21 protein-coding genes are annotated in these 26,689 nt (G+C 57.5%); 9 read left to right on the forward strand and 12 right to left on the reverse strand.

The genetic code is table 11. The annotated features are described in order from the left end of the window. Positions 1-2 precede the first annotated feature (2 nt). The 4 genes from ptsP to treP form a co-directional block, all read right to left on the reverse strand. The gene (ptsP, locus tag P2T68_RS30480; RefSeq protein ID WP_277378690.1) at positions 3-2,519 is read right to left on the reverse strand and encodes a phosphoenolpyruvate--protein phosphotransferase; all 2,517 of its coding nucleotides are present in this window, start codon (positions 2,517-2,519) and stop codon (positions 3-5) included. Between the two features lie 147 nt (positions 2,520-2,666). Further along, positions 2,667-3,887, reverse strand: a complete 1,221-nt coding sequence (locus P2T68_RS30485) for a carbohydrate porin (protein WP_277378691.1) — start codon at positions 3,885-3,887, stop codon at positions 2,667-2,669. Between the two features lie 70 nt (positions 3,888-3,957). Beyond that, on the reverse strand, positions 3,958-5,604 hold the full coding sequence (gene treC, locus P2T68_RS30490; protein WP_150055376.1) for an alpha,alpha-phosphotrehalase: 1,647 nt from the start codon (positions 5,602-5,604) through the stop codon (positions 3,958-3,960). Between the two features lie 107 nt (positions 5,605-5,711). Beyond that, positions 5,712-7,154: a PTS system trehalose-specific EIIBC component gene (gene treP / locus P2T68_RS30495; protein ID WP_024077260.1), complete on the reverse strand. Its 1,443-nt coding sequence runs from the start codon at positions 7,152-7,154 to the stop codon at positions 5,712-5,714. Between the two features lie 238 nt (positions 7,155-7,392). On the opposite strand from treP, the gene treR reads away from it, so the two are divergent. Then, positions 7,393-8,097 carry a trehalose operon repressor gene (gene treR, locus P2T68_RS30500; protein ID WP_024077261.1) on the forward strand — a complete coding sequence of 235 codons (705 nt, stop codon included), beginning with the start codon at positions 7,393-7,395 and terminating at the stop codon, positions 8,095-8,097. 446 nt (positions 8,098-8,543) lie between these two features. After that, positions 8,544-9,848 carry a hypothetical protein gene (locus P2T68_RS30505; protein WP_277378692.1) on the forward strand — a complete coding sequence of 435 codons (1,305 nt, stop codon included), beginning with the start codon at positions 8,544-8,546 and terminating at the stop codon, positions 9,846-9,848. Positions 9,849-10,228: 380 nt separating this feature from the next. Here the strand turns inward: P2T68_RS30505 and P2T68_RS30510 are convergent, their stop codons facing one another. Next, positions 10,229-10,861, reverse strand: a complete 633-nt coding sequence (locus tag P2T68_RS30510; protein ID WP_102624580.1) for an NAD(P)H-dependent oxidoreductase — start codon at positions 10,859-10,861, stop codon at positions 10,229-10,231. 81 nt (positions 10,862-10,942) lie between these two features. Further along, positions 10,943-11,923: a sterol desaturase family protein gene (locus tag P2T68_RS30515; protein ID WP_024077264.1), complete on the reverse strand. Its 981-nt coding sequence runs from the start codon at positions 11,921-11,923 to the stop codon at positions 10,943-10,945. A 956-nt stretch (positions 11,924-12,879) separates the two neighbouring features. Here P2T68_RS30515 and P2T68_RS30520 point away from each other — a divergent pair. Next, positions 12,880-14,478 (forward strand): VPA1262 family N-terminal domain-containing protein, encoded by a 1,599-nt coding sequence (locus tag P2T68_RS30520; protein ID WP_024077265.1) that lies wholly within the window; start codon positions 12,880-12,882, stop codon positions 14,476-14,478. After that, on the forward strand, positions 14,460-15,095 hold the full coding sequence (locus P2T68_RS30525) for a hypothetical protein (RefSeq protein ID WP_277378693.1): 636 nt from the start codon (positions 14,460-14,462) through the stop codon (positions 15,093-15,095). The genes P2T68_RS30520 and P2T68_RS30525 overlap by 19 nt, the downstream gene beginning before the upstream one ends. Here P2T68_RS30525 and istB read toward each other — a convergent pair. Together istB and istA are read right to left on the reverse strand one after the other, a co-directional pair. Continuing rightward, on the reverse strand, positions 15,092-15,847 hold the full coding sequence (gene istB, locus P2T68_RS30530) for an IS21-like element ISPsy14 family helper ATPase IstB (RefSeq protein ID WP_057711072.1): 756 nt from the start codon (positions 15,845-15,847) through the stop codon (positions 15,092-15,094). The genes P2T68_RS30525 and istB overlap by 4 nt on opposite strands. 19 nt (positions 15,848-15,866) lie before the next feature. After that, complete coding sequence (gene istA, locus P2T68_RS30535) at positions 15,867-17,381, reverse strand: IS21 family transposase (protein ID WP_102617438.1); 1,515 nt, start codon at positions 17,379-17,381, stop codon at positions 15,867-15,869. A 140-nt stretch (positions 17,382-17,521) separates the two neighbouring features. On the opposite strand from istA, the gene P2T68_RS30540 reads away from it, so the two are divergent. The 5 genes from P2T68_RS30540 (at position 17,522) to P2T68_RS30560 (ending at position 20,644) form a co-directional block, all read left to right on the forward strand. Next, positions 17,522-18,517 carry a hypothetical protein gene (locus P2T68_RS30540; RefSeq protein WP_277378694.1) on the forward strand — a complete coding sequence of 332 codons (996 nt, stop codon included), beginning with the start codon at positions 17,522-17,524 and terminating at the stop codon, positions 18,515-18,517. 542 nt (positions 18,518-19,059) lie between these two features. Next, positions 19,060-19,371 (forward strand): hypothetical protein, encoded by a 312-nt coding sequence (locus P2T68_RS30545; RefSeq protein ID WP_024077267.1) that lies wholly within the window; start codon positions 19,060-19,062, stop codon positions 19,369-19,371. A 40-nt stretch (positions 19,372-19,411) separates the two neighbouring features. Further along, positions 19,412-19,723: a hypothetical protein gene (locus P2T68_RS30550; RefSeq protein WP_024077268.1), complete on the forward strand. Its 312-nt coding sequence runs from the start codon at positions 19,412-19,414 to the stop codon at positions 19,721-19,723. A gap of 24 nt (positions 19,724-19,747) precedes the next feature. Beyond that, positions 19,748-20,074 carry a hypothetical protein gene (locus P2T68_RS30555; RefSeq protein ID WP_024077269.1) on the forward strand — a complete coding sequence of 109 codons (327 nt, stop codon included), beginning with the start codon at positions 19,748-19,750 and terminating at the stop codon, positions 20,072-20,074. A gap of 24 nt (positions 20,075-20,098) precedes the next feature. Next, the gene (locus P2T68_RS30560; RefSeq protein WP_024077270.1) at positions 20,099-20,644 is read left to right on the forward strand and encodes a hypothetical protein; all 546 of its coding nucleotides are present in this window, start codon (positions 20,099-20,101) and stop codon (positions 20,642-20,644) included. Positions 20,645-20,737: 93 nt separating this feature from the next. Here P2T68_RS30560 and P2T68_RS30565 read toward each other — a convergent pair whose 3' ends face one another. From P2T68_RS30565 to guaB, 4 genes are all read right to left on the reverse strand, one after another. Then, positions 20,738-21,289 carry a hypothetical protein gene (locus tag P2T68_RS30565; protein WP_041161015.1) on the reverse strand — a complete coding sequence of 184 codons (552 nt, stop codon included), beginning with the start codon at positions 21,287-21,289 and terminating at the stop codon, positions 20,738-20,740. Between the two features lie 730 nt (positions 21,290-22,019). Beyond that, positions 22,020-23,240 carry a site-specific integrase gene (locus P2T68_RS30570; RefSeq protein ID WP_102624578.1) on the reverse strand — a complete coding sequence of 407 codons (1,221 nt, stop codon included), beginning with the start codon at positions 23,238-23,240 and terminating at the stop codon, positions 22,020-22,022. Between the two features lie 308 nt (positions 23,241-23,548). Next, positions 23,549-25,126 (reverse strand): glutamine-hydrolyzing GMP synthase, encoded by a 1,578-nt coding sequence (gene guaA / locus P2T68_RS30575; RefSeq protein WP_024077274.1) that lies wholly within the window; start codon positions 25,124-25,126, stop codon positions 23,549-23,551. Between the two features lie 82 nt (positions 25,127-25,208). Further along, the gene (guaB, locus tag P2T68_RS30580; RefSeq protein WP_102624577.1) at positions 25,209-26,678 is read right to left on the reverse strand and encodes an IMP dehydrogenase; all 1,470 of its coding nucleotides are present in this window, start codon (positions 26,676-26,678) and stop codon (positions 25,209-25,211) included. Between the last annotated feature and the right edge of the window lie 11 nt (positions 26,679-26,689).

The following is a 26,689-nucleotide window of genomic DNA, read 5'->3' on the forward strand; positions in this document are numbered from 1 at the left end:
GCTCAGTGCTCCACGACAGGTGAGGTTTCAACGGTGGCCGCGTGATACAGGCGCAAGGCCTCGCGCACTTGGGCGGCTTCTTCCAGGCCCAGTACCTGGCGGGCGATGATCTGGCAGTCCGCCAGGTCCAGCTCGCGTACGGTGGCCTTGATGGTCGGGATCAGCGGCACGCTGACAGACAACTCATCCACCCCCAGCCCGATCAATACCGGCACGGCCAAGGCTTCGGACGCCAACGCCCCGCACACGCCCACCCATTTGCCGTGGGCATGGGCGGCCTTGACGGTGGTCGCGATCAGGCGCAGCACCGCCGGGTGAAAGCTGTCGGCCTGGCCGGCCAGCCGCGGGTGGTCGCGGTCCATGGCCAGGGTGTATTGGGTCAGGTCATTGGTGCCGATCGAAAAGAAATCCACATGGGGCGCAAACACATCCGCCATCAACGCCGCAGACGGCACCTCGATCATGATGCCCAGCTTCGGTAGCTCGGTGAGCCCCAGGGCCAGCGCTTCTTCTTCGAGCATCTTGCGCGCCAGGTGCAACTCGGAGAGCAGGCTGACCATCGGCAGCATGATATGCAGGCGTGCAAAACCGGCACTGGCGAGGATCGCACGGAACTGTTCGCGCAGCAGCTCGGGACGCTCCAGGCACAGGCGAATACCGCGCAACCCGAGGAACGGGTTGGTTTCGGCGTCCATCGGCACATAAGCCAAGGGTTTGTCGCCACCGACGTCCAAGGTGCGCACCACCAGGTTGCGCTCGGCGCCCAGGGCACGGGCGATGGCCGTGTAGGTGGCTGCTTGTTCGTCAGGGCCCGGCGCACGGTTGCGGTCCAGGTAGAGGAACTCCGAACGCAACAGGCCGACGCCTTCGCCGCCAAGGGTCAGGGATTGCTCCACTTCCTGCAACGAGGCCACGTTGGCGGTGACTTCGACGTGATGACCGTCTCGGGTGGTGGCGGGCAAAGACGCCTGCGCCACATCGCGTTGATGGCGAAGCACCTGCTGCTTGCGGGCGGCTTCCAATTGTTCGATTTCGGCCAGGTCCGGGTCCAAGTGCAGTTCGCCTTTGTCGGCGTCGAGCAACACCTGCTTGCCGTTGGCCAACCCCAGTACCTGGGCCGAAACACCGCAAATGGCCGGCAGGCCAAGGGCGCGGGCGAGGATCGCGACGTGGCTGGTCGCGCCTCCGCCGACGGTGACAAAACCCAGCACTTTGCGTGTATCCAGGCTGGCAGTCTGCGAAGGGGTCAATTGCTCAGCGATCAGGATTGCGCGCTCCGGCAAGTCCCAGGCGTTGTCCTGAATGCCCAGGATCAGTTTCAGCACGCGCTGGCCAACATCCGCCAGATCTGCCGCACGCTCGGCGATCAGCGCATTGCCCAGCCCCTGAAATAGCTTGACGGTCGCCAGCGTGGCACTGTTCCAGGCAAAGGCGGCGCTTTTGCCTTCAGCCAGCAGGCTGTGGGCTTGCTCCAGCAAGGTCGGGTCTTCGAGCAGTTCCTGATGGGCGCGGAAAATCTCTGCCTGGGCGCTGCCGGCGGCCTTATCCCGAAAAGCCTGCAATGCCTCGGTGGCAGCCAGCAGGCCACGCGCCAAAGCGGCACGTTCAGTGGCTTCACCCATACCTTGTTCAGGGATGCTCAGCTCAGGCTCAGTCACTTGAACGACCTGACCAAACGCCGAACCCGGCGATGCGCACACGCCTCGCAGCAAGGTCGCCGAGGGTGGCGTAACGACCGCTTCAGCCACGCTCGCCACCCCCTCGCCACAGCCTTCAGACAACAAGGCCACCAGCGCAGTGATCGCCACTTCGGCATCCTCACCCGCCGCACTCACCTGCAAGGTGTCGCCGTGCACGGTTTGCAACGCCATGATCGCCACCAGCGATTTGGCGTTGGCGCTCTGGGTTTGCTTGTGCAGATAGATGCTTGCGTTGAAACCTTTCGCCGCCTGGGCGAACACCGCCGCCGGGCGGGCGTGCAAACCATTGGCATTGGGCAAGGTCAACGGCTTGGAGAACAGCGCATCGCCCTCCTCTTCGTCCACTGCGTCAACGGCTTCACCTGGGGATAACTGCAACAGCGGTCGGCCGACCTCCACAAGATCGGTTGCCAACACGCTAAACGGCTCGCCACTGACCACCAGCATCAAGGTCAGCAGGCTACGGGCGTTGAGCGCCACGTAGTCGGCATCGAATTCGATCAGCGGTTGCCCGGCCTCCACCCGCTGGCCTTCCTCGACCAATCGGGTAAATCCCTTGCCTGCCAGGTTCACGGTGTCCAGGCCGATGTGCATCAGCACCTGCACGCCATTGTCATCGGTGATGCTGACCGCATGCCCACTGTCCTGGATATTGCTGATCACCCCGGCCAGTGGCGCGCAGAGGGTCTGCGAGGTGGGGTCGATACACAGGCCGTCGCCAATCAGGCGGCTGGAGAATACAGGGTCGGGCACCTTATCCAGCGCCAGCAGCACACCCGACACGGGCGCCAGCAATTCCAGGGGTTGAGTTGCGGTCATGACTTCACCTGCTGTTTTGTTCTGTAGATATCCGTGTGGGCGGGGGCTTGTTCCCGATGACGGTGTACCAGCCAATAAATGCCTATCTGAAACACCGCTATCGGGGGCAAGCCCCCTCCCACATTTAGTCCCTGTGCACCCGAAGGCTCATTTCCACCAGTATTCGACTTGCACGCCGACGTTCGAGCCATGCCGCGCAGTGCCGTAGGCGCCGGTGTCGGACAACGCCGAACCCGCCGCCAGCTCATTCGCCGCACGCTTGGCCGCTTCGTTCCAACTGGCATAGGTGTAATACAAACGCACCTCCGGCCGCGCCCAAAAATCCGGGCCTTTGGGCGACCAGGTCGGGGCGAAGGTGAACTTGCTCAGCTTGCGCGTGCCACCACTGGCATCGACCTGATCATGACCGAGTTCGGTGACCAGCTTGAACTGCTCGCTGATCGCATAGGCCGGGCGCACGCCGACGGACATCCAGGTCTGGTCCTGGCTGCCGGGGCGGATATCTTTCTGGTACACCGCCTCGATCTGCCCGCCGAAACGCGGGGTCACCTGCCAGTCGAAAAACTCGACGGCGCGATAGCTTTTGCTGCTGTTGTCCAAGCGGGTATTGCCGGTGTAGCCCAGGCCGGTGCCAGGACCTTCGCCGTACTGCAGGGCGAATTTGTTCTTGCCGCCCAGGAAAGCCTTTTGTACGTGCTGCGCCGTGATCGCCCAACCGCTGTTGGTATCGCGCCCGCCGGCCTTTTCGATGTAGCTCAAGCCCAGCTCCAGCTCGCCACCGGGGTTGGTCTTGAAGCCCGCAATGTTGAAATCGTGACGGGTGGCGTATTCCTTCTGGTACAGGTTGTCCTTGCGCGAAAGGGCGTAGCTGTATTTCAAGTCGCCAATCAGCACGTCCTCGATACCGCCGCCCGTGGCGCTCTGGTTCCAGTAGTAGAAGTCGGAGATATGGATGTCATTACGTTTGTAGTAACGCCGCCCGGCCCACAGCGACCCGCCGTTGAGACTGGGCAGGTTCGACAATTGCGCATACATCTGCGGCATGCGCGCCGAGCCGTTGTTTTCACCCTGGAATTTAAGGGCGCGGTCGTATTGGTTGTACAGGGAGGCCATGGCGTCGACGCTGAGCACCGAACCATCGTCGAGGGTCAGCAGGTCCTGGCGCAATTCCAGTTCGGCGTACTGCTCGCATTCGTTGCCCAAGCGGTATTTGGTTTGCGCGCCCGGCAGTTGGAAACACTGCTGCTTGCCACTGCCGGTTGAAGTGCCCACGCCACTGCGCAGGTAACCGGCAAATTCCAGGGCCTGCGCGCCGAATGGCAGGCTCAGGCACGATGCTACTAGGCCCAGCTTTATTGTTGTTTTCATGAAGCGCTCCGATATTTTTATTATGTTTTTAACGCGTCCCCGCGCTCCCACACGGGGTTTACAACGGGTCTCAGTCCTTGAGGTGCAGCACAAAGGATTCGTAGGGGCGCAGCACGACTGTGCGGGTACGCATCGGGCAATCGGGGTAGTTGCTGATCAGCAGGCGTTGCTCGGTGCCCCCACTGATCACGTTGCCGGGCAGTTGGATCTCGCACGGCTGGCCGTAGAAGTTGTTCAGCACCAGCAACCGCTCGCCATGACCTTCGCGCAGGTATGCCCAGACCTGAAGGTGGTCTTGCAGCAACGGGCGGTAAACGCCCTCCTGAATCAGCGGTTCATGGCGACGCAAGGCGATCAGCGCGCGGTAGTGATGCAGCACCGAGTCCGGGTCATCCAGTTGCTGCTCGACATTGATCTGCGCCGCATTGGCCGGGATACCGATCCACGGCTCGCCCGTGCTGAAACCGGCATTCGCCTGGTTGTTCCACTGCATGGGCGTGCGCCCGTTATCGCGGGACTTCTGCATGATCGCCGCCATGCTCGACGCCTCGGACTCCCCCGCATCGCGCTTGAGGCGGAAGATGTTCAGGGTCTCGACGTCACGGTATTGCTCGATCTTGTCGAACCCCGGGTTGGTCATGCCCAGCTCTTCGCCCTGGTACACAAAGGGCGTGCCCTGGAGGAAGTGCAACGCCGTGGCGAGCATCTTGGCCGAGACCACCCGGTGTTCGCCGTCATCGCCAAATCGCGAGACCACTCGAGGCTGGTCGTGGTTACACCAGAACAGTGCGTTCCAGCCGCCACCCGCCTGCATGCCGAGTTGCCAATCAGAGAGGATCTGCTTGAGCTGCAGGAAATCAAAGTCGGCGCGCACCCACTTCTGCAAGTTCGGGTAATCGACTTTCAGGTGATGAAAGTTGAAGGTCATCGACAGCTCTTTGGACTCCGGCCGCGAATAGCGGATGCAGTGTTCCAGGCTGGTGGACGACATCTCGCCGACGTTGATCAGGTCATGGCCCTCGAAGACTTCGCGGTGCATTTCCTGCAGGTATGCATGCACGTTCGGGCCGTCGGTGTAGAAGCGACGGCCATCGCTGTTGTCTTCGGGGAAATCGGCGGGCTTGGAGATCAGGTTGATCACGTCCAGGCGGAAACCGCCCACACCCTTGTCGCGCCAGAAGCGCATCAGCTTGAATACCTCGGCGCGCACCTTGGGGTTGTCCCAGTTGAGGTCGGCCTGGGTGTGATCGAACAGGTGCAGGAAGTACTGGCCGGTTTGCGCTTCGTATTCCCAGGCTGAGCCACCGAACTTGGATTCCCAGTTGTTCGGCTGGTCGCGCCAGATATAGAAGTCACGGTACGGGTTGTCGAGGCTGCTGCGTGCCTGCTGGAACCACTCATGCTCGATGGAGGTGTGATTGACCACGATGTCGAGCATCAGCTTGATGCCGCGCTGGGCCGCTTCGCTGATCAACAGGTCGCAGTCGGCCATGGTCCCGTAGCTGGGATCGATGGCGTAGTAGTCGCTGATGTCGTAGCCGTTGTCGCGCTGCGGTGAACGCAGGAACGGGGTGATCCACAGGCAGTCGACCCCCAGCCACTTGAGGTAATCGAGTTTATCCACGATACCCAGCAGGTCACCGGTGGCGTTACCCGCGTGGCTGTGGAAGCTTTTGGGGTAGATCTGGTAGATCACCGAGTGTTGCCAGTCTTGCATGGTGGGTTCCTTCAGTAGAGTTTTTTGCAGGCCTCTCGGGCCTCATCGGGGGGCAAGCCCGCTCCCACATTCAAAATGTGGAGGGGCTTGCCCCCGATAGCGGTAGATCAGGCAACCCTGTATCCAGGCCGCACGATCTTCATGCTCAACGCGCAGGTCAAAACAAACGGCACGACCATCGCGATGACCATCCCGATCACAAACATCGGAATGGCGCTCGGCACGATCGAGATAAACCCAGGCAGGCCGCCGACCCCAATGGCCGAGGCCTGGACCTTGTTCAACGACAGGAAGATGCTGCCCAGCGCCGAACCCAGCAGCGCGGCATAAAACGGGAATTTGAAGCGCAGGTTCACGCCGAACATCGCGGGCTCTGTAATGCCGAAGTAGGCGGAAACCGCTGAGGTCGAGGCCATGCTTTTGTCCCGCGCATTACGGGTCATGTAGAACACCGCGAGCGCGGCGCTGCCCTGGGCCAGGTTGGACATGACGATCATCGGCCAGATAAAGGTGCCGCCCTGGGTGGAGATCAATTGCAGGTCCACGGCGAGGAACATATGGTGCATGCCGGTGATCACCAGCGGTGCATACAGCAGGCCGAAAATCGCCCCGCCCAGCATCGGCGCCAGGTCAAAGAGGGTGACCACGCCTTCGGTAATCAGAATGCCCAGGTGACGGGTGACCGGGCCAATGATTGCCAGGGCCAGCACACCAGTAACGACGATGGTGGTGATCGGTACGACGAGCAGTTGAATCGCATTCGGCACCCGCGCCCGCAGCCATTTCTCGATGACGCTCATCACATAGGCCGCCATCAGGATAGGCAGGATCTGCCCCTGGTAACCCACTTTCTCGATCTTGAACCAACCGAAAATATCGAAGTACGGCAGGCTCTGGCCATCCAGCCCGGCGACCGCCTTGCCGTAGTTCCAGGCGTTGAGCAGGTCCGGGTGCACCAGCATCAGGCCGAGCACGATGCCGAGGATTTCACTGCCGCCAAAGCGCTTGGCCGCCGACCAGCCCACCAGCGCCGGCAAGAACACGAACGAGGTGTTGGCCATCAGGTTGATCAGGCTCCACAGGCCATCCAGGTTCGGATAGGCCTCCAGCAGCGTCTTGCCCTCGATGAACATGCCCTTGGCGCCCATCAGGTTGTTCACGCCCATCAACAGGCCGGCAATGATCAGCGCAGGCAGGATCGGCATGAACACATCGGAGAACACCCGCACCAGGCGCTGCATGGCATTGGTCTTGTCGGCGCCCTTTTTCTTGACGTCGGCGATGGTGGCGGCGGCGAGGCCGGTCTGTTCCCGCAGCGCGGCGTAGACTTTTTCCACTTCGCCGGGGCCGATCACCACCTGGAACAGGCCCCCGGTGAAAAACGAGCCCTTGACGAGGTCAACCTGGTTCAAGGCGCTGCTCTTGACCCGGCTCGGGTCCTTGAGCGCCAGGCGCAGGCGAGTCACGCAGTGGGCAGCTTGCTCAAGGTTGTCGCTGCCCCCGAGGTTCTCGAGAATCTCGCGGGCAATGTTCGAATAGTCGTGGCTCATGCTTGGTTTCCACTTTGATTTTTTTATTTGGGGGCAGTCATTGGCAGCACGCCGAGAGCAAACGTACTCGTACAGACGAGTTAAAGCAACAACTCGTCTGTACGAGTTACATTTTGTTTGTTTTTTTATGGGCTCTACACCGTCACGCGCCACAGATATCCAAGGGCCCAATGGACAAACACCCCCCTTGCCACTAAGGTTCCTGCCTTGAACGCAAACCCGGCACAGAGCCATCCCCATGAGCAAATACAACCAGATCTATACCGATCTGCTTGCCAACATCACCACTGAACGCCTGCAACGTGGCACCCGTCTTCCCTCCGAAACCGAATTGATGGATGCCTACCAGGCCAGCCGTGGCACCGTGCGTCGGGCCATCGAGCAGTTGCAGGAGCGTGGGTTCGCGCAAAAAATCCACGGCAAGGGCACTTTCGTGTTGTCGCCCAACCCCATCGAGTTCCAATTGGGTGGCATCGTCAGCTTCCACGAAACCCACGCCGACCTGGGCGACGACGTACGCACCGAAGTGGTCGAGTTCACCCAGTTCCCACTGGAAGGCTCATTGCAACAACACATCGAAGCCGAACCCGGCACCCTGATCACGCGGATCAAGCGCGTCCGGCGCATCGGCGGCAAACGGGTGATCCTCGACATCAACCACTTTGTCGCCGACCTGATTCCCGGCCTGGACCGCGACATCGCCGAGCAGTCGATCTACGCGTTCATCGAGCAGACGCTGCAGCTGCAGATCAGCTATGCGCAACGCACCATCGAAGCCCTGCCCCGCAGCAAAGACGACCAGGCGCACCTCGACCTCGACGGCCAGAGCCATGTGATCGTGGTGAGTAACCAGACGTTTTTGCAGGATGGGCGCCAGTTCGAGTACACCGAATCGCGGCATACGCTGGATAAGTTTTACTTTTCGGATATTGCCCGACGGTAAACAAATACCAGAAACACAAAACCCCGGACATGGCCGGGGTTTTGTTATTCAGCGCTCACCTGCTGCCGCAGCGTCACTTCCACTCCAATTATGAACTATGAAATAAAATATATAAAAATCATATAGTTATATGATCAAGTACGAATGACGCCTTGAAAAGTGCCATTTCTATCAGGAAGGCCGCTGCAAGCCACCCCACCGTTGATATGATCCTTGACAAGTCCTGAGGTGTGCCGTTGCAGATTACCCGTCGACGACAAATCGGTATGGACAGCAGGGCCTCTGGATCGGCCAAGTCGTTTCCCGAGGCTCGTGGCTACGTGCCAATTTGGGATACGGATGCGGACGACCTGCCGCCTATGCTTAAGTCGAACTCATCGCCCCTGAGGACGACCATAGAGCACTCGCCTTGTCTTCAATGGCGACGAGCGCAGTAAGGATGTGAAATGGATAAGTCGCAGGAAGTTGACGAGGTAACCCGGCTCACAGCGCACGCGCACAGAGTCTTACAGAGTGGTGCGCTCGGTAAATCGCAACAGATCATTCGTCTTTTCGAGTTTCTCTTCGAACGATCACTGACGGCGACCGCAACGAAAGAAATCGAGATTGCACTAGTCGTGTTTGGTAGACCCGCCAGCGTGGATCTCGCGGCTGATGCAACGGTTCGAGTGCATATTCATCGGCTGCGAAAAAAACTCGATGCGGCGCCAGCCGATGAGCGTGGCGAGCGGCTTATCCTTCCGCGTGGCGAATATCGTCTGGTCGTCGCTGTTCCCGATGAGCAAGACAAATACTCCGGCCATGTGCACCGACGTTTCCTTGATTGGCGGTATTTTGCCGTCGCGGCGCTTTTCCTCACGCTCAACGCAATATGCTGGCTCTGGTTGGCAGGGAAATCACCCAGTGATACGCGTATCGAGAGCATTCTCTGGAGTGGTATCACGAAGAATCTGGCTCCGCTATTAATCGTTTCCGGTGATTTTTATGTATTCGGTGAACAGGGCGCTGACGGTTCTATCCTTCGTATGGTCGCTGATTCCACCATCGCTTCCAGCGAGGATCTGAATAACTACAAACAACAGATGCCTGTGCCCGGCCAAAGGTATATCGATATGAATGCCCATCACTTGCCGAGTGGGCTCGCATCAGCCCTGGTTTCGGTGATGCCAATCATGGTCGCAACCAGGCCTGGAAATTCAAGCCTGATCAAGGATGTGACCACATCACGTTTCACCAATGAAATGCTGAGCGATCACGATATTGTCTATGTTGGTTTACTCGACACGCTCGGCGATCTGCAGGAGCCGTTTTTTGATCTTTCCGGGTTTTCGCTGTCGGCCAGCGGCGATACCCTTGTGGATCGAGCGAGCGGGGATAAATTTCAATCTGATTGGGCCGAACCGTCCACTGAAAGAATCATGCGTCGTGACTATGCGTACCTTGCTCGCTTTCCGGGACCAGCAGGAAATCACATCGTCGTCGTTGCCGGCATCATGGATCCCGCACTGATTGAAGCAGCGAAAATTGCATCGGACAGTGCCGAGCTGAGTCGCTTGAAGACCGTGCTAGGGAATAGCGACGCCTTCGAAGCGATGTATGAGGTGCGCACATTTGGTCCGTCGAGTGTATCGGCAGAGTTGCTGATCGCACGCCCACTTGACGTCGGTCAGATGTGGCGTACGAGGCAGGCGTCGCCTCCCAGTGGCAAGGCCATGCCAAGCCCTGGCAAGCCAGACGAGGCAGCTCAATAGAAGCTGAGCGCCAGACTCTTTTACGAACCTGTCCCTATCCCGGACAGGGCTGCCAACCGCACGCGGTTAGCTCCTTCTGGAGCGAAGAGCCAGGCTAAAGGTTCCTGAGATGGGGCAAGGCAATATCGCCCGTCGTCTCGTAGCGAAGCCATTGCTCGTTCCGAGACGGGCTGGGCACCGTGCCATACGTGCGTGGCCTGACGTGGGCATCCGCTTCGCCTGGTGCCGACGTCTCCCATCAGGGTGTGCGGGAATGCTTTGCGCAAAAAGCACATGGCCTGCATGGGGTCTCGGCAACGGCGCCTGAACCGGCATGCAGGCACATTTAATCTGCCCTGTTGATTACAACCTGTGTCGCTGGAAATTTCTCAGGGGTAGACCTACGCAATCTCCACGAACATATGCGCCTTGTCGCGCCGGACCTTTTCGAGTTTCACCAGCCAATCGCTTTCAGTATCCCGGTAGCCCAGGGCCAAAAGAACGGAACTGTTCAACCCCTGTTCGGGAAGCTTCAGAAGCGCATTCACTGCCTGGTTGTCGAATCCTTCCATGGGCGTGGCATCTACGCCCAGTTCAGCTGCCGCTACCAACGCGAATCCCAAGGCGATGTAGCACTGTTTGGACGCGTGGAAATACTGCTGCTCCTTGCTCATGCTGCCGAAAGAATCGAGCAGCGATAGCCGGTAATCATCGGTGACACTGGCAGGCAGGTGACGTATTTTGTTGCTGTATTCAAAAAACCCATTGATCCGCTCAGGTGTGTATTCATCCCAGGCAGCAAAAATCAACAAGTGGGACGCTGTGGAAATTTGCTGTTGGTTGGCGCAGATCGGCTGCAATTGCGCCTTCAACTCGCGGTTAGTGATGATTAACACCTTGAAAGGCTGCAGGCCCGAACTGCTGGGGGCCAGGCGTATGGCTTCCAGGATCGGATCAATTTTTTCTTGCGCGACCTTGTCGCCGTTGTAGCTTTTGGTTGCATAGCGCCAATGAAGCGTGTCTTTCAATGCCATGATGATTCCCTTGACGGAATTGAGCCAGCGATTGCCTGGCGTGCTTTACGCTCTAGATACTTGCCCAGTGCTCCGTACCCCTCACGGATTCGGGCTCTGCCCGTCCTTCAAGTGACGCCAGAGGGTTTTGAAAGGATCGATATAGAACCCCCTCAGGGTGTTGTGCGGATTGTTGGCACCATATTCTTCGTCGTTGCATCCCCAACGCCAGCTCTCGCCCTTCTTGGGCAAGTAGAGTGTTCCGAACATCCAGTCCCAGAGCGTCAGTACGACTGCGTTGTTCTTGTCCCAGTGATGGGGCTCCATACTGTGGTGAAGGTTGTGCATGACAGGGGCCAAAACGATCCGGTTCATCCACCCGTAGGAGATCGGCAAATGGACGTGAGAAAACACATCGATAACGAAGAAGCAGATGTAGGCCGTTGTGGTGACGGCAACCACCATGCCTGGGTGGATTTGACTCCCCGTTGCATAAAGCACCACCCCCGTAAAGGCCCCGCCGACCACCGCCGGGATAATATTGAGGCCAAAGAACTCGATGGGGTGCTGGCGGAATAGCGTCCAGGGCGTCAGTGTCTCAGCGGTATGGTGAGGCTTGTGCAGATGCCACATCAGTGCATTGGTATGGCACCAACGATGTATCCAATACCCCACGAAGTCGACACTGAGGAAATAAGTCAGGAACTGAACGGAGACGATCAGCCAGGTTGACGTCATCAAGGGGGCGCGGACGCCGAATTCAGCGGTGAAATAAGCGCCTACATTGTCAGCAATGGCGATGCCATTGACGGCGAAGACGCCGACCAGGGGAAAACCGAGCATCAGCAGGATGATACCGTTCCACATATCCACGCGAGATGAGGGGTTGTCATATTGCTCTTTGGGAAAGGCTGCATTGGTTAGAGAACGGAGGGTCAGGGGGCTCTGCCACTTTTGCGAGATGATGAACATCACCGCGAGGACTGAGACAAACAGAGGAAGGCCCCAGGCCCACAGACTTATTATTTCCAGTGTCGGTTCATAGAACGCGACAATTGAGTCCCAGATCTCATACATCGTCATCGTAAGTACCTCGCCATTTATTCTTTTGTTTTTGTTTTGAGGCCATGGATAGCCTCGCGCTGTCTTTCCGTGCAGGCCCGGTCGGGAGTCTTATTTCAACGGGCTATATGGATACTGCCCATGACAGACTGCCCAAGATAAGTTGGGTAACGGTTAATTAACGGTACGTAACAGGTTATTTTCAGAGAGGTTTTCTCTAAAAACATCATTTGAATCAGACAGATAGTCTTAGGGGCATGCTGACGGAGCCGTTCCCTATTCGCCGAGCGTGTCAGCCGCCCGAGGTCCGTCCAGGCACCCTCTGGTTCGAGGGGCAAGGATTGGGGGCGCCGCCTGATGGATAGAGCGGAGGCTTTCCTATTTCAACACCACCAGAACATATGACTGGAAACCACTGAAGCACACCGCGCGAGTGGTTTTTATCAAAGCCTCGGCTGGTAGCCCGTGGAGAATCTACCGGAAGGTGATATTCGCTTTGGAAAGTACCGGAATAATCATTAAAAGAAGTATCGACCGGACACTTACGCTTATTCGGCGTCAGCTTAATCACGCAAGATGCGTTCGGCGGGCAAGAGACTACAGAATCCGGCAAATGCAACAATCAAGTATTGCCACTTGAAGCGGACGCTATAAAAAGAACATTCGGAGATTAACAGTGTGATCGAGCGGATATTGAAATCCCGCGCCAAGGCGCGGGATTTCGGGGAACGGCATCATCAAGAGCGCGTGGGGATCACTCCCACTCTATTATCGATAATAAATAAATACCCTTATAAATCAATCGTTAATCGCTACGATTAAAATCTATGCCACATTTAATACCATGCCAAGAAAACCTGATTTTATAAGTTCTGTTTAGGGCGTAACTGGGCCAAAACCCTACTCGTCATAAAGCAAGGCGCCTGATACTCGAATTGGACATAATTAGAATTTGTGAGCCACCGGGAGCTACCTTCATGAACCGATATGAGCCAGCCGAGCCTCGCTCCCCGCTGCCAGAGCTGACCCAGCTTCTCACGCCCGGCACATTGGGGTTTTATACTCATGTCGAATGTACAGAGCTGTTCGCCAGCCGGCCCGATCATGAGGACATCATCAATATCTTCACGCTCCTGATTGCCGAGGAGCAACCTGATCTCGAGCCAGCGGCTGCCTACTTTCTGACGCCGAAACCCATTCGAATCAAATCGCTCAATGGCTGGAGTTTTGGCCTCCGCCGTTACACTGCACTGATCGACACCCTCATTCCGGCTCTCACAGCTTTGGAGGCGGGGGAGGGATGGAGACTCTCGGGCGATGAACTCGGATTTGGCGAGCTTTTGCCGATGCCCGCACAGTTTGTGCCGCCAGATAATGGTGCGCAGGTCCCATGGAACAAACTCCTCAAAAACAACTTCTGGACTGGTTCGCATCTGCTTGAATGGGCCGATCATGGCAAAGAAGCACTGAAGCCGTTCTTCGCAGATCCTCGCCGCTTGCAAGAGCTATCAGTGCAGGTCGAAAAACACATCCCACTCCAACTGGCCACAATGTCAGATCGGCTCGGCAACCTGACAGTCCAACTTCCGGTCACTGTGCTAATGGCGAAATTTCAGCAGCTCCAAGACGGGAATTTTCAGGTCGAACACGCCTGGCATCCTAAAGCCACTCCACGCTCCTTGATAGCTGTCTGCGAATTGGAGCATGACGAAATCCTCACAGGCTTTGCTTCAGCAAGGCTACAGGAAAGGGTAACCCCACTTCCTATGCGTGCTGGCAGAGGACTATATCGGGGCTTCATCTGGGCCGAACAGAGCAGCACGCTCCTCGTCGCCTCCGGACCAGGTTCTTTTATCTCAACCATCTCATTCAATATGCGCTCTCTCGATCCGGAGCCACGCACTTTTTCGGTCAAAAATCCGGATGGCAGTAGTGACCTTCGGCGAGTAGGTATGACTTCGTTCTCCACTCATAGCCTCATCGGTGATCCTCAGCCAGACGACAACGGGGGATGGACAGCGAAGCGAATGTACACCGAGCAAGCCAACAAGCTCGCTGCCGAGCGCCGTTTTGTTCAGTATCGACCAACCCAAGACGATGGAACCGCAGTCCGCCGAAAGGCACTGGATGACATTCGAGCACTGATCGTTGCTTACAGCGAAAAAGGTGCCTGGCTATGGGATCCATATCTGTCAGCCAAAGACCTACTCGAAACGCTATTTTACTGCCCCTACCATGGAGTGGACCTCCGCGGTCTGACAACTGCCAAAGCTGGCTCCACCGACGAAATCCGCCAAACACTGAATGAATGTCAAAGCAACTGGCGGGGCCTGAAACTTGAACTTCGAGTACAGAAGGGCATGACAGGATGGGACTTCCACGATAGGTTCCTGATCTTTCCATCTGGCCCAGATGGGGCAATGGCTTGGTCGCTCGGCACCTCGGTAAACTCCGTGGGCTCGGCGCACCACATCCTTCAGAAGGTCGACAATGCTCAGCTTGTGGTGGATGCCTTCACCGACCTTTGGGAGCTACTCGGCGGACAGGATCACCTTGTATGGAAAAGGCCGCAATGAAGCTTTCGGATGTTATTGTCGCGGCGATGGCGAAAGCCACGCAATTTGGGCCGATTGAAGTCCCAGATGCGCTTGTTACGGTAATCGAAGCGCAATCCGATCCTCTTCAAGCTATTTCCGAGTGGGACGCCAGTAACGACATATTTGAAGCGATCCGGTCTCAATTTGCTTTCGTAGATTTGCTCCGACGTGGCGCACCCGCCAGCGGTGAGGATTTCGACAGGCTCACCGGGCTGTTCCGATGGATTATTCAAGCAGGCGCCGATTGGAGCATCAGCGCTGATCCGCGCCGTACCCGACTAGTCGCCCTATTCGTCGTAGGACAATTCACAACGATGGGGGCAAGTTTCTGGGCTATCGTGCCAAATGATTTCAGGCCTAACGATGAATTGCTCTCTGCGCTCGAAAGCATGATCGCAGGTATAACAATGAGTTTCACGACTCGTGGTTTATCCGCGCCTATCTGGGAGTCAGAGGCCGTAGAACGGTTTGAAAAGGCTGATGCTGAATGCGCATTCCACGCCATCCGGCCACCCAGCCCACCAACATCCGGCCACCTATTCCACGCTCATCCGGCCGGGCAGTCGGAGCGCAGCGACGCAGGTTTGCATTGTTAGTCTGAAGTCTCTGTCGCCGTCAATTTCGTTGCGCGCCTGCGCATCGATTCGCCCTTCAGTTCGATCCGATAAGCGTTATGTACCAGCCGGTCGAGGATCGCATCGCCCAAGGTCGGATCGCCGATCAGTGCGTGCCATTTGTCCACCGGCATCTGGCTAGTCACCAGCGTCGAGCGGTTGCCGTAGCGGTCGTCCAGCAGTTCAAGCATGTCGCGCCGCTGAGCAGCGGTAAACGGCGCCAAGCCCCAGTCATCCAGGATCAGCAGGTCGGTCTTGGCGTAGCCGGCCATTAGCTTGGCGAAGCGGCCGTCGCCGTGTGCCAGGCCCAGTTCTTCCATCAAGCGCGGCAGGCGCAGATAGCGCACGCTGTAACCGTCGCGGCAAGCTTTATGAGCCAGCGCGCAGGCGAGCCAGGTTTTGCCTACGCCCGTCGGCCCGCCGATGATCAGGTTCAGGCCATCGCGCAGCCACTGACCGCTACCCAGTTGCAGGATCAGCGCCTTGTCCAGGCCACGAGGGCTGCGGTAATCGATGTCTTCCAGGCAGGCGTTATGGCGCAGTCGTGCGGCTTTGAGGCGAGTCGTCAGGCGGGCGTCTTCGCGCTCGGTCAGCTCGCGGTCGACCATCAGGCCGAGGCGTTCGTCGAAGCTGAGATCGTTGATGTCGGGCGTTGCGTGTTGTTCGCCAAGCGCCTTGATCATGCCGTGCAGGCGTAGGATTTGCAGCTTGTCGAGGGTCGGGTTAGGCAGCATGTTCGTGCTCCTTTTTCAGTCAGTGGTAGTAGCCAGGGCCGCGCAGATTGATATGTTCATCGGGCAGTAACGGCAGGTTTTGCTGGGCAAGAGGTAGCCGTTCCAGGCCTTGGCGCAGGATCGATTCGAGGCTCTTGTAACTGCATGCGCCTAGGGCCAGCGCACGTTGGCAAGCGGCTTCCAGCCGCTCTTCGCCGTGCTGTTTGCTCAAGCGCAGGATGCCCAGGCAGGCGCGGAAGCCATGCTGCGGATGGATTCGGCGTTCGAGGATGTAGGCGATGACACCGGCCGTATTCGGGCCCGTCTGCTCAGCCCAGCGGATCAGCCGCTGGGGCGTCCACTCGGCGTGTTCGCGGTGACTTTTGGGCATGTGCTCGGTGTGGGTAGTGTGGCGGCCTTTGTGCGGCGAGCGCAGATGGCTGGCCACGCGCTGGTTGGCGTGGAAGCACTCGACGGTCTGCGCGGTCAGGCGTACTTCGAGTTGGTGTTTCACCAGTTGGTACGGCACGGAGTAAAAATGGCCGTCGACTTCGACGTGGTAGTCGATGTGGACTCGCACCTTTTTCCATTCGGCGTAGACATATGGATGTTCTGGTAGCGGTTGCAGCGCGGGTTGGTCGATGGTCTCGAAGGCCGAGCGGCGTGAGCCGGGCAGTTTCTTGAAGGGCTTCTGATTGAGGCGATCCAGCAGCAACGCGATGGCTGTGTTGAGTTCGCCCAAGGAGAAGAACTGGCGGTTGCGCAGCACCGCCAGTATCCACCGCTCGACGACCTGTACGCCGACTTCAACCTTGGCTTTGTCCCTGGGTTTACGCGAGCGCGCGGGCAGCACGGCTACGCCGTAATGCTCGGCGAGATCGCGGTAACTGGGGTTGATATCCGGCTCGTAGCGATGCGCCTTGGTCACGCCACTGCGCAGATTGTCGGGCACCAGGATCTGTGCGGTGCCGCCGAAAAAAGCAAAACAGCGGGCGTGCGAGCCCAGCCAGTCGGGCAGTTTCTGCGACCAGGTCGCCTCGGCGAAGGTGTAGCTGGAGGCGCCGAGGACGGCGACGAATATCTGGGCCTGGCGGATCTCTCCGGTTCGCCGGTCGATGATCGGCACGGTCTGACCCGCGTAATCGACGAACAGCTTTTCGCCGGCGCGATGTTCCTGGCGCATGACCACGTCGACCTTGGCGGCCCAGAGCCGGTAGTGCTCGCAGAACCAGCTGTACTGGAAGCCTTGCGGGTGCGCCAGTCGATATTCTTGCCAAAGCAGGGCCAGGGTTACGCCGGGGCGGCGCAACTCTGCGTGGACATGAGTCCAGTCCGGCATCGGACGTTGATCGCTGGGGACGTCGGGTGGTGGCGGAAAAAGACGCTGCTGCAACTGCGCCTCGCTCGCCGCACACGGCCAAGTCAGCCCGCTGGCAGCAAAGCGATTGAGGTACTCACCGATAGTTGCGCGACCCACCTGCAAGCTGACAGCGATCTGGCGAGCAGATAGGCCGACCTCAAACTTGAGACGTAGCACTTCCTTAATTTTACGCATGGATAACCGCTCCACGACGACCTCTCTGCTTCGATAAAAGAGGTCGATGGTAGTGAATTAATCCTGCGTTGCTGCCTGCCTTGTGGGTGGCCGGATGGCCGTGGAATGGGTGGCCGGATCATCGTGGAATCAGTGGCCGGATGTTCATGGAATGGGTGGCCGGATGCCCGTGGAATCCGCATGCTGAAAGCGATTGGATCGGAATCGAACTAGGCTGGCGCATGATAGAAGGCGGATTTTTTCCGGGCACTGCCATAGTTCAAGCTGCCCAATGTCTCGACAGATTTGCCCCCCAGCGTTTGATCGTGGCCGTCTCGGGGCTAAGGCAGACGGCATCTATCATGAGTGTCGTGCTATCGCTCAACGCCAACGCGGCACTACGTCTCGGCTCTGGATCGTCCAGCCCTCATGTCCAGTTCGCGACAACTTATATATCTGTGTCAAACATGGCTAACAGGGAGCCACTTGGTGAAACTTGCGAGAAATTTTTGATCCAGATACTGGAACGTGTGTCGAAAGATGCGCCGCGTTGGGCTGCCTGGATGCGCGTGTTCAACTTGTTCCCTTCGCGATTTCCAGAATTACAGACTTGTCTCGGATGCGTTCTTGCTGGTGCGAACGACACTGCCCTTGAAGCCTATGTTGATGCGGTAAGCCTGCACTGGTCTGGTCAACAAACTCGATTTTCAGTTGCGAATTGTCTCCGAGCATTCAGGGACATGGCCGAAGTCAAGAAGCGGAAGACTATGTGGAATTTCGCTTATCAGCGTTGGACGTCTTGGGGGTTCGGTCTGCACGGGAGTACTGAGAACCTTATTAAGATTTCTCGCTGTGAGTTGGATTACGCTTTAGTAGGTTATGCCGTCGAATGCCTCGACGATGCCCAGCGACAGCACATGTTAGCCTCACTGACCACGAAACTTCAGACCGTGGAAAACAATTGGCACCCCGGGATCATAGACTGTCTCTCTGAGTGGTACGCAGTGCTATCGGAGATGCAGCCTCTTTTCTTGGCAATGAGTGTCGCAGGTACAGAAGCCGATTGGATCGATAAAGAACCCACAATGCGATTACCATTTGATCCAGATAAAGAAGCCTATGTAACCCTCAAGTACGGCAGACCTCAAATCGCCTAAGCCGCACTGATGAATGACTCAGAGCTTACGAAATTGTTAGCACAAACCAAGACCCAAAACCCCCGGCACATGGCCGGGGTTTTGTTATTCAGCACTCACCTGCTAACGCAGGCTCACTCGAACATAAACAATCATAAAAAACCAATATAAATCATAGTTTTATTTTGATCGTTTCTGCTGATACCACGAAAAACACCATAAACGAAAACCTGTTTTCACAAGCATTGCATCATTCATGCGATGTCATGATCGGCTGGGGAATTGACCCGCCTGCCAATACCGCACTGATCCTATATTGACTCAAGATCCAATACCGGAAAGTACTCGCAGACCAGGAGTTACGGTCAGCGAAATGTTGGTAAATGGACCAATACTTCATAAGCTGAAACACGCTCGCCTATGGGAATGACTGAACGTGCTGGACGGCAATCAAACATTGCATAACCGCTATGAGGATGCCGGGGCCGCTTGCAAACCCTTCTAGAGCGACTCACCCTACGGCGTCTCACACTTATCCGAGTCAACCCATAAGGAAGAACGCCATGTTCACGAGGAGCCTGTTGCTGAGTTTTTGCGCTGTGTTACTGGTTGGCTGCACGGGAAGGGGCTTTCAACCGCCGGCTCCGGATTACACAAAATGGTACAAGGAGGGCGTATCGCAGACCGGGATCGTTGCTGCGATGCGTGCGTGCGGATATACCAATGTTGATGGCGCAGGAGACAGGTCGCCAATCGATGTGAGGTTAATGAATTTCTATTGCATGAAAGACGCAGGCTACAAACGCAAAGATAACGTGGACATGTGCAAGCTCGGTCGTATTGGTGAGTCTGCGGTGTGTGACGGGCGCCGGTAATCGGGCACAGTCCGGGGCGCTCATGGACATGGAGAATGTGATGTTGCTGACTCGAAATCAGTGGTTGGGCCTGAGCCTTCTGGTAGTAGTTGGGGGCTGTACCCCTTTTCAACCGCCGCCAGGGGACTACACCCAATGGAAAAAGAAGGGCGTCTCCCAGCAGGGCGTCGATGACGCAATGCGGGCTTGCGGGTATACCAATCTTGATGGCGTTGGCGACAAGTCGCCGATTGATGTGGTGCTGACGCGCTTCTACTGCATGAAGGATGCGGGTTTTATCCGCACGGACGATCTGGACCTGTGCAAGCTAGGCCGCATTGGCGAATCGCCGGTGTGCGACGGCCGCCGTTAACCCATCACCAAAAGGACACAGGGAATGAACAATCTACGCAACGGACTGTATGGTGCCGCATTGGCCCTGGCGGCAACAGCGCTGGGCGGTTGCGCCTCCTCGGCCGCGATCACCGGCGAGCCTGGGGTAAACATGGGCGACAGCTATCAGAAGGTGCTCGAGGTGGTCAGCCGCAACAATACCGTGACCAAACAGGTCGATGGCCAAGGCTTCCGGGCGGAGGGTTACTCAGCGATGTTCAAGGATTGTCGCGTCAAATACTTCCTGTTCCAGGACGCCGATGGTTTGCAGCGCGTGAGCTATGAGCCGGCGCCACATCTGTCGGTCAACCAGAACTGCCGCCAGCCTTAACTTCCCCCTACGAGTCGATGCCTGATGAGACTGTTGCCTGTAATCCCCGCCGTGCTGCTGCTAGCGCTGGGCGGCTGCGGCCAAGTGGCGAACGTGCGTTCGCTGTCCACCGGCTACGTGCCCCCGCAGGGCGGCGAGACCGCGCGTATCCGCCTGCTCACCGACGGCCTGGTGCGCGCCGTGCCGGGGCGTGATTGCCTCGACTGGAACGTGCCCGGCGCGGGGGTGATGGCGTCGGCGAAACCCGGCTTCCCCGACCATAACGGCGAAAACCTCGGCATTCCCGGACCGATCTTTTCGTGGGCCGGTGCGGTCTCGTCGGAGCTGGTGGTGCCGGCGAACAAGCCGATCGCGTTCCATTACCTGGGGCGCCTGCAATATTCCCGGCAGTGTGCCAAGACCATGACCTTCGTGCCTCGGCCTGGCGTGGACTACATGGTGCAGGCCACCATGTCGGCGGACTGTTCGTTCCAGCTGGATGAATTGGAGGCGGGCGGCAAGCAGTGGGCAATGGTCCAACCGCAGCCAGCGGGGAAGGTGTCGATGTGCAACGCGATTGATAACTTCTAGCCGAAATCTACGCGGGTTAGCTTCACCAGATCCACCAGTTCCTGGAGCTGTGCCTGCATTTCTTCGTAGATGGCCATCGTCTTTTCAGTGGATTCAGTCGTGTTCTTTAGACCTGATCAAGGCTGCCAAATTTGGCATGACATTGGCATCAAGGTGGTCCTGCATTCGCTGGCTCAGATGGTGCTCGTTGGGAAGATCAATGTCCTCTTGACTCGCCCATTTCCGCAAAACGCCCAGCAATACCATGCTGACGGTATGACCATCTTCCATGTACTGGAGCAGGAAGGCCTTTAGCCTCCCCCGTCCTTCATCGGTATGCAGGTCAAAACCGCCGGGCACATCATGTAGCCGATGTGCGATCACGTTGCGATACTGGAGGAAGCGATCCAACTTGTCGTCGAAGGTGGGATGCAGATCAACCCGCTTCCGCAGTGCTTTAAGCAGTTGTCCCAGAGTGGCTTTTGAATGTCGCTCAAGCAGGATCTGAAGCTGTTCCACTGTTTGCAGTGGCTCGCCGTGCAAAGGAAACGTTAGGCAATTGCACAATAGGTGCTCAACACTCTGCCCCGCGATCACCGCAAGGCCCAATGTCTTCAACACATCGTCCTGTACAGGATTGTAGCCAGTTTGCGCTTTATCTTTCATGAACATGTCATTCCTTGATGTGCTGGAGGCGAAAAGTGGAATCGTTCTACAGCCAAAACCCGCGTTGTTTATATTTCATGGTCATCAGTTCCTAGATCAAATCATCATCGGCTGAGAGGGAAACTCCACCAAGGCATCCATCGCGTGGAAAAGACATGCTCCATAGATGAAATGGAGTAGCCCAGACTCCTGTCCAGCTCTAATGACTACACCGACAAACAGGTGAGGGTCTCCAGATACGAAGACGGGAGATCCGCTCAATCCATCGATATCACGTCGAGCGTCGAATGCTCGTTTCTACCTGGGCGTGCCAGGGCGAGTTGATGTGGCCTTCGGCTTTACCGAGCCATCCCGAAGGCGCATCGAGACCGAGCAAACTTTACTGTGAGGCTCACAACCCACGGCGTAGCGATGAAGCTCGGCGCGCTTATCAGCGCGACCGGAGGTATGCACTGGAGTATGAGGATTTAATCGCAAAAATCTGGTCCCAAGGAGCTGCTGTTTTCCCGAGGTGGGATATAGAGACATGGGCTGAGGTCAGGAAAACGGCCTATAGCCAGCTCCAGATACTCAAGTCACCAACAAGCTCGGTGGATGAGTTGCTGAATCAAGGCATTACCAACCAGGCTGAAATTGCCCGCCAACTTGGCGTATCACGCCAAGCAGTATCTGCGGCCATCAGACGACGAGCTCGAAAGCAGTAATCATCATAAGATCGAAAATGTTAACTTCACTCTTTGCCGACGTTGCTTCGACGTGGCCGACTAAGTGTCCACTCGTCAATCATATCCGCCCAATCCTGCAACATCGCCCGACGCTGATCGCGGTATTCAGCCTTGTTGTAAACGGCCCTTACGCCCTTCTGCTCATGCGCAAGGCACTTCTCAATCCAATCTGAGTTGTAACCAGCCTCATGCAGCAGCGTGCTCGCTGTGCGCCTCAAATCATGCGGTCCGAACTTGCTCAGCGACTGCCCTTCTTTTTGCGCAAGCCGGTAAGTCAGCGTCAACACCTGATTGATCGTCGCGGTGCTCATTGGCAAATCAGAATCGTACCGGGAGGGAAAGACGTAGTCTGAACCGCCAGCAAACGTCTTCAATGCAATGAAGAAATCCAAAGCCTGCTGAGATAAGAACACCAAATGAGGATTGCGGCGCTTCATCCGCTCTTTCGGAATGGTCCACAGGGCTTCGCTGAAATTGATCTCGTTCCAGGTAGCGTTGGTCAACTCACTTTTGCGGACCATGGTCAGCAACAACAGCTTAGCGGCCACCCTCACGGAGGAGGCGGTACCGATGCGGTCCAGGTACTGATACATCAACGCGATTTCGTCAGGTCCTAAAGCGCGGTCACGTGGCTCGAATTTAGCGATGCTTGCAGGACGTACCAGATCAGCCGGATTCTCGACCTTCTGACCGCGTTCAATCGCCCATCGGAACACCTGCATCACAATCTCGCGGGAGTGCACGGCCGTGGCTGGAGCTCCTCGCTCCACGATTGCATCAGTCAGCGCTCGCAGATCCTCATGATTGATTTCCACCAGTTTCTGATTACCGAAGTGCGGCTTTAGCTCGCGCTCGTAAACAGATCGGCGCATGTCACGGGTCGAGTCAGCCATCTGATACCCACGCAGCCATTTCTCAGCCCACGCATCAAACGTCTCTGCCCCTTTGGTGCGTGCCTTGGCACGGGCTTTCTCTTTGGCAGGTGACTTACCCGCCGAAACCATCTTTTTAGCCTCTCCCAGGCGCTCTCTGGCTTCAGCAAGTGTGATGCCACCCACACCATAGCGACCGAAAGTGATGGTCTCCTGACGGCCGTTGATGGAGTAGTTGTAGCGAAATGAGATGGAACCGGCAGCAGTGACGGCCACGTACAGTCCGTCGCGGTCGTTCACTTTGTAAAGTTTTTCTTTCGGTTTGAGGTTACGCAGCTTGGTATCGGTCAACATGGCAGTTATGGATTCCATGGAAAAAATACCATGCTCAGAAAATCACTCATGCACCACGTTAAAACCCAATGAAACCGGGCGAATGATGAGATTTGATACCATGCCCTTCCCTAACAAGGCGACATGGTATCGTGCGCTAAGCATGGCATTTGGCTCAGTCAATGCCCCGTACCATGCCACATAAACACGGTGCTTGGCGATGCACAGAGCTGCCAGAATTTTCCAGACCCAAAAAGCCAAAAGCCCGCAATTACGCGGGCTCTAGGGCATTTCTTGCTAGTGGATGCCCGGCAATGCCGGACGTCCCATCATTCCCACTCAATCGTCGCCGGCGGCTTGCTCGACACGTCATACGTCACGCGCGAGATGCCTTCGATCTCATTGATGATACGGCCGCTGACAGTTTCCAGCAGTTCGTACGGCAGGTGTGCCCAACGGGCGGTCATGAAGTCGATGGTTTCCACGGCACGCAGGGCCACGACCCATGCGTAACGACGGCCGTCGCCGACCACGCCAACCGATTTCACCGGCTGGAACACCACGAACGCCTGGCTGACCTTGTGGTACCAGTCGGCCTTGCGCAGTTCTTCGATGAAGATGTGGTCGGCGCGACGCAGCAGGTCGGCGTATTCCTTCTTCACTTCACCGAGGATCCGCACGCCCAGGCCCGGGCCTGGGAATGGGTGGCGGTAGACCATGTCGTACGGCAGGCCCAGTTCCAGGCCGAGGCGGCGGACTTCGTCCTTGAACAGTTCACGCAGCGGTTCTACCAGCTTGAGGTTCATTTCCTCAGGCAGGCCACCCACGTTGTGGTGGGACTTGATCACGTGGGCCTTGCCGCTCTTGGCGCCGGCCGATTCGATCACGTCGGGGTAGATGGTGCCCTGGGCGAGGTACTTGATGTTGTCCAGTTTGTTGGACTGGGCATCGAATACGTCGATGAAGGTGCGACCGATGATCTTGCGCTTCTTCTCCGGGTCGGACTCGCCGGCCAGGTTGTTCAAGAATTGATCTTCAGCGTTGGCGCGGATCACCTTGACGCCCATGTTCTCAGCGAACATGGCCATCACTTGCTCACCTTCGTGCAGGCGCAGCAGGCCGTTGTCGACAAACACGCAGGTCAGTTGGTCACCGATGGCCTTGTGCAGCAACGCGGCAACCACGGAAGAGTCAACGCCGCCGGACAAGCCCAGCAGGACGTTGTCGGTGCCGACCTGGGCGCGCACCTGGGCGATGGCGTCTTCAGCGATTTTCGACGGTGTCCACAGGGCTTCACACTCGCAGATGTCGAGGATGAAGCGCGACAGGATGCGGCCGCCTTGCTTGGTGTGGGTCACTTCCGGGTGGAACTGCACGCCGTAGTAACGACGCTCGTCACTGAACATGCCAGCGATCGGGCAACTTGGGGTGCTCGCCAGGATGTGGAAGTCCTGCGGCATCTTGGTGACCTTGTCACCGTGGCTCATCCATACGTCGAGGCCGAACAGGCCGTCGGCGTCGATGTGGTCTTCAATGCCGTCCAGCAGTCGGCTCTTGCCGACCACGTCGACACGGGCGTAACCGAACTCACGCAACTCGGAACCTTCAACCTTGCCACCCAGTTGCTCGGCCATGGTCTGCATGCCATAGCAGATACCGAACACGGGCACGCCCAGGTCGAATACGGCTTGTGGGCAGCGCGGGCTGTTGGCTTCGTGCACGGACTCGGGGCCACCGGCGAGGATGACGCCTTTCGGTGCGAATTCGCGAATCGCTTCGTCATCCATGTCGAACGGATGCAGCTCACAGTACACACCGATTTCACGCACGCGGCGGGCGATCAGTTGGGTGTACTGGGAACCGAAATCGAGGATCAGGATACGGTGGGCGTGAATGTCGAGGGCCATGAGATCAGTCTCGTCTAATGAATCAGAAACAACTCGGGGCTGAATAAGACAGCCCCGGTTACTTAACTATTTGCTGGAAGCATCAACCTACGCGGTAGTTTGGCGCTTCCTTGGTGATCTGCACGTCGTGGACGTGGGATTCGGCCATGCCGGCACCGGTGATCCGCACGAACTCAGGCTTGGTGCGCATTTCTTCGATGTTGGCGCTACCGGTGTAGCCCATCGAGGAGCGCAGGCCGCCCATCAGTTGATGGATGATGGCGCTCAGGGTGCCCTTGTAGGGAACACGGCCTTCGATGCCTTCCGGTACAAGCTTCTCGGCGCCTGCCGAGGAATCCTGGAAGTAACGATCGGAAGAACCTTGCGCCTGGGACATGGCGCCCAGCGAACCCATGCCACGGTAAGCCTTGTACGAACGGCCCTGGAACAGTTCGATCTCACCTGGCGCTTCTTCGGTACCGGCGAACATCGAGCCCATCATCACGCAGGAAGCACCGGCAACGATGGCCTTGGACAGGTCACCGGAGAAACGGATGCCGCCGTCGGCGATCAATGGAACGCCAGTACCTTCAAGGGCTGCAGCGACGTTGGCGATGGCGCTGATTTGCGGCACGCCCACACCGGCGACGATACGCGTGGTGCAGATCGAACCAGGGCCGATACCGACCTTGACGGCATCCGCGCCCGCTTCGGCCAAGGCCTTGGCGGCAGCGCCGGTGGCGATGTTGCCGCCGATCACCTGCACTTCAGGGAAGTTCTGCTTGACCCAACGAACGCGGTCGATCACGCCTTTGGAGTGACCGTGGGCAGTGTCGACCACCACCACGTCAACACCGGCCGCAACCAGGGCCGCTACACGGTCGCCGGTGTCTTTACCGGTACCGACCGCAGCGCCAACGCGCAGGCGACCTTGGTCGTCCTTGCTGGCCAGCGGGTAAGCCTTGGCTTTTTCGATGTCGTTGACGGTCATCATGCCTTTGAGGGCGAATTTGTCGTCGACAATCAGCACGCGCTCGATGCGGTGCTTGTGCAGCAGTTCGCGCACATCGTTCTTGTCGGCGCCTTCCTTGACCGTGACCAGGCGCTCTTTGGGCGTCATCACTTCGCGGACGGTGACTTCAAGACGGTTCTCGAAACGCACGTCACGGGAGGTGACGATGCCGACCAGGTCGCCATCATGCAGCACCGGAACGCCGGAGATGTTGTGCAGGCGGGTCAGTTCGAACAGGTCGCGCACGGTGGCGTCGGCTTCGATGGTGATTGGATCTTTCACCACACCGGCTTCGTAACGCTTGACCTTGCGCACTTCGGCAGCTTGCTGCTCGATGGTCATGTTCTTGTGGATGATGCCGATGCCGCCTTCCTGAGCCATGGCAATGGCCAGACGGGCTTCGGTGACGGTGTCCATGGCAGCGGAAACCAGGGGAATATTCAGCTCGATGCCACGGGTTAGGCGGGTCTTGAGACTGACTTCGTTAGGAAGTACCTCGGAATAACCGGGCACTAGGAGAATGTCGTCGAATGTCAGAGCTTCTTGGCTGATACGCAGCATCGCGGGGGCTC

The organism is Pseudomonas sp. G11 (genome assembly GCF_029457515.1).
Lineage (GTDB): Bacteria > Pseudomonadota > Gammaproteobacteria > Pseudomonadales > Pseudomonadaceae > Aquipseudomonas > Aquipseudomonas gorinensis.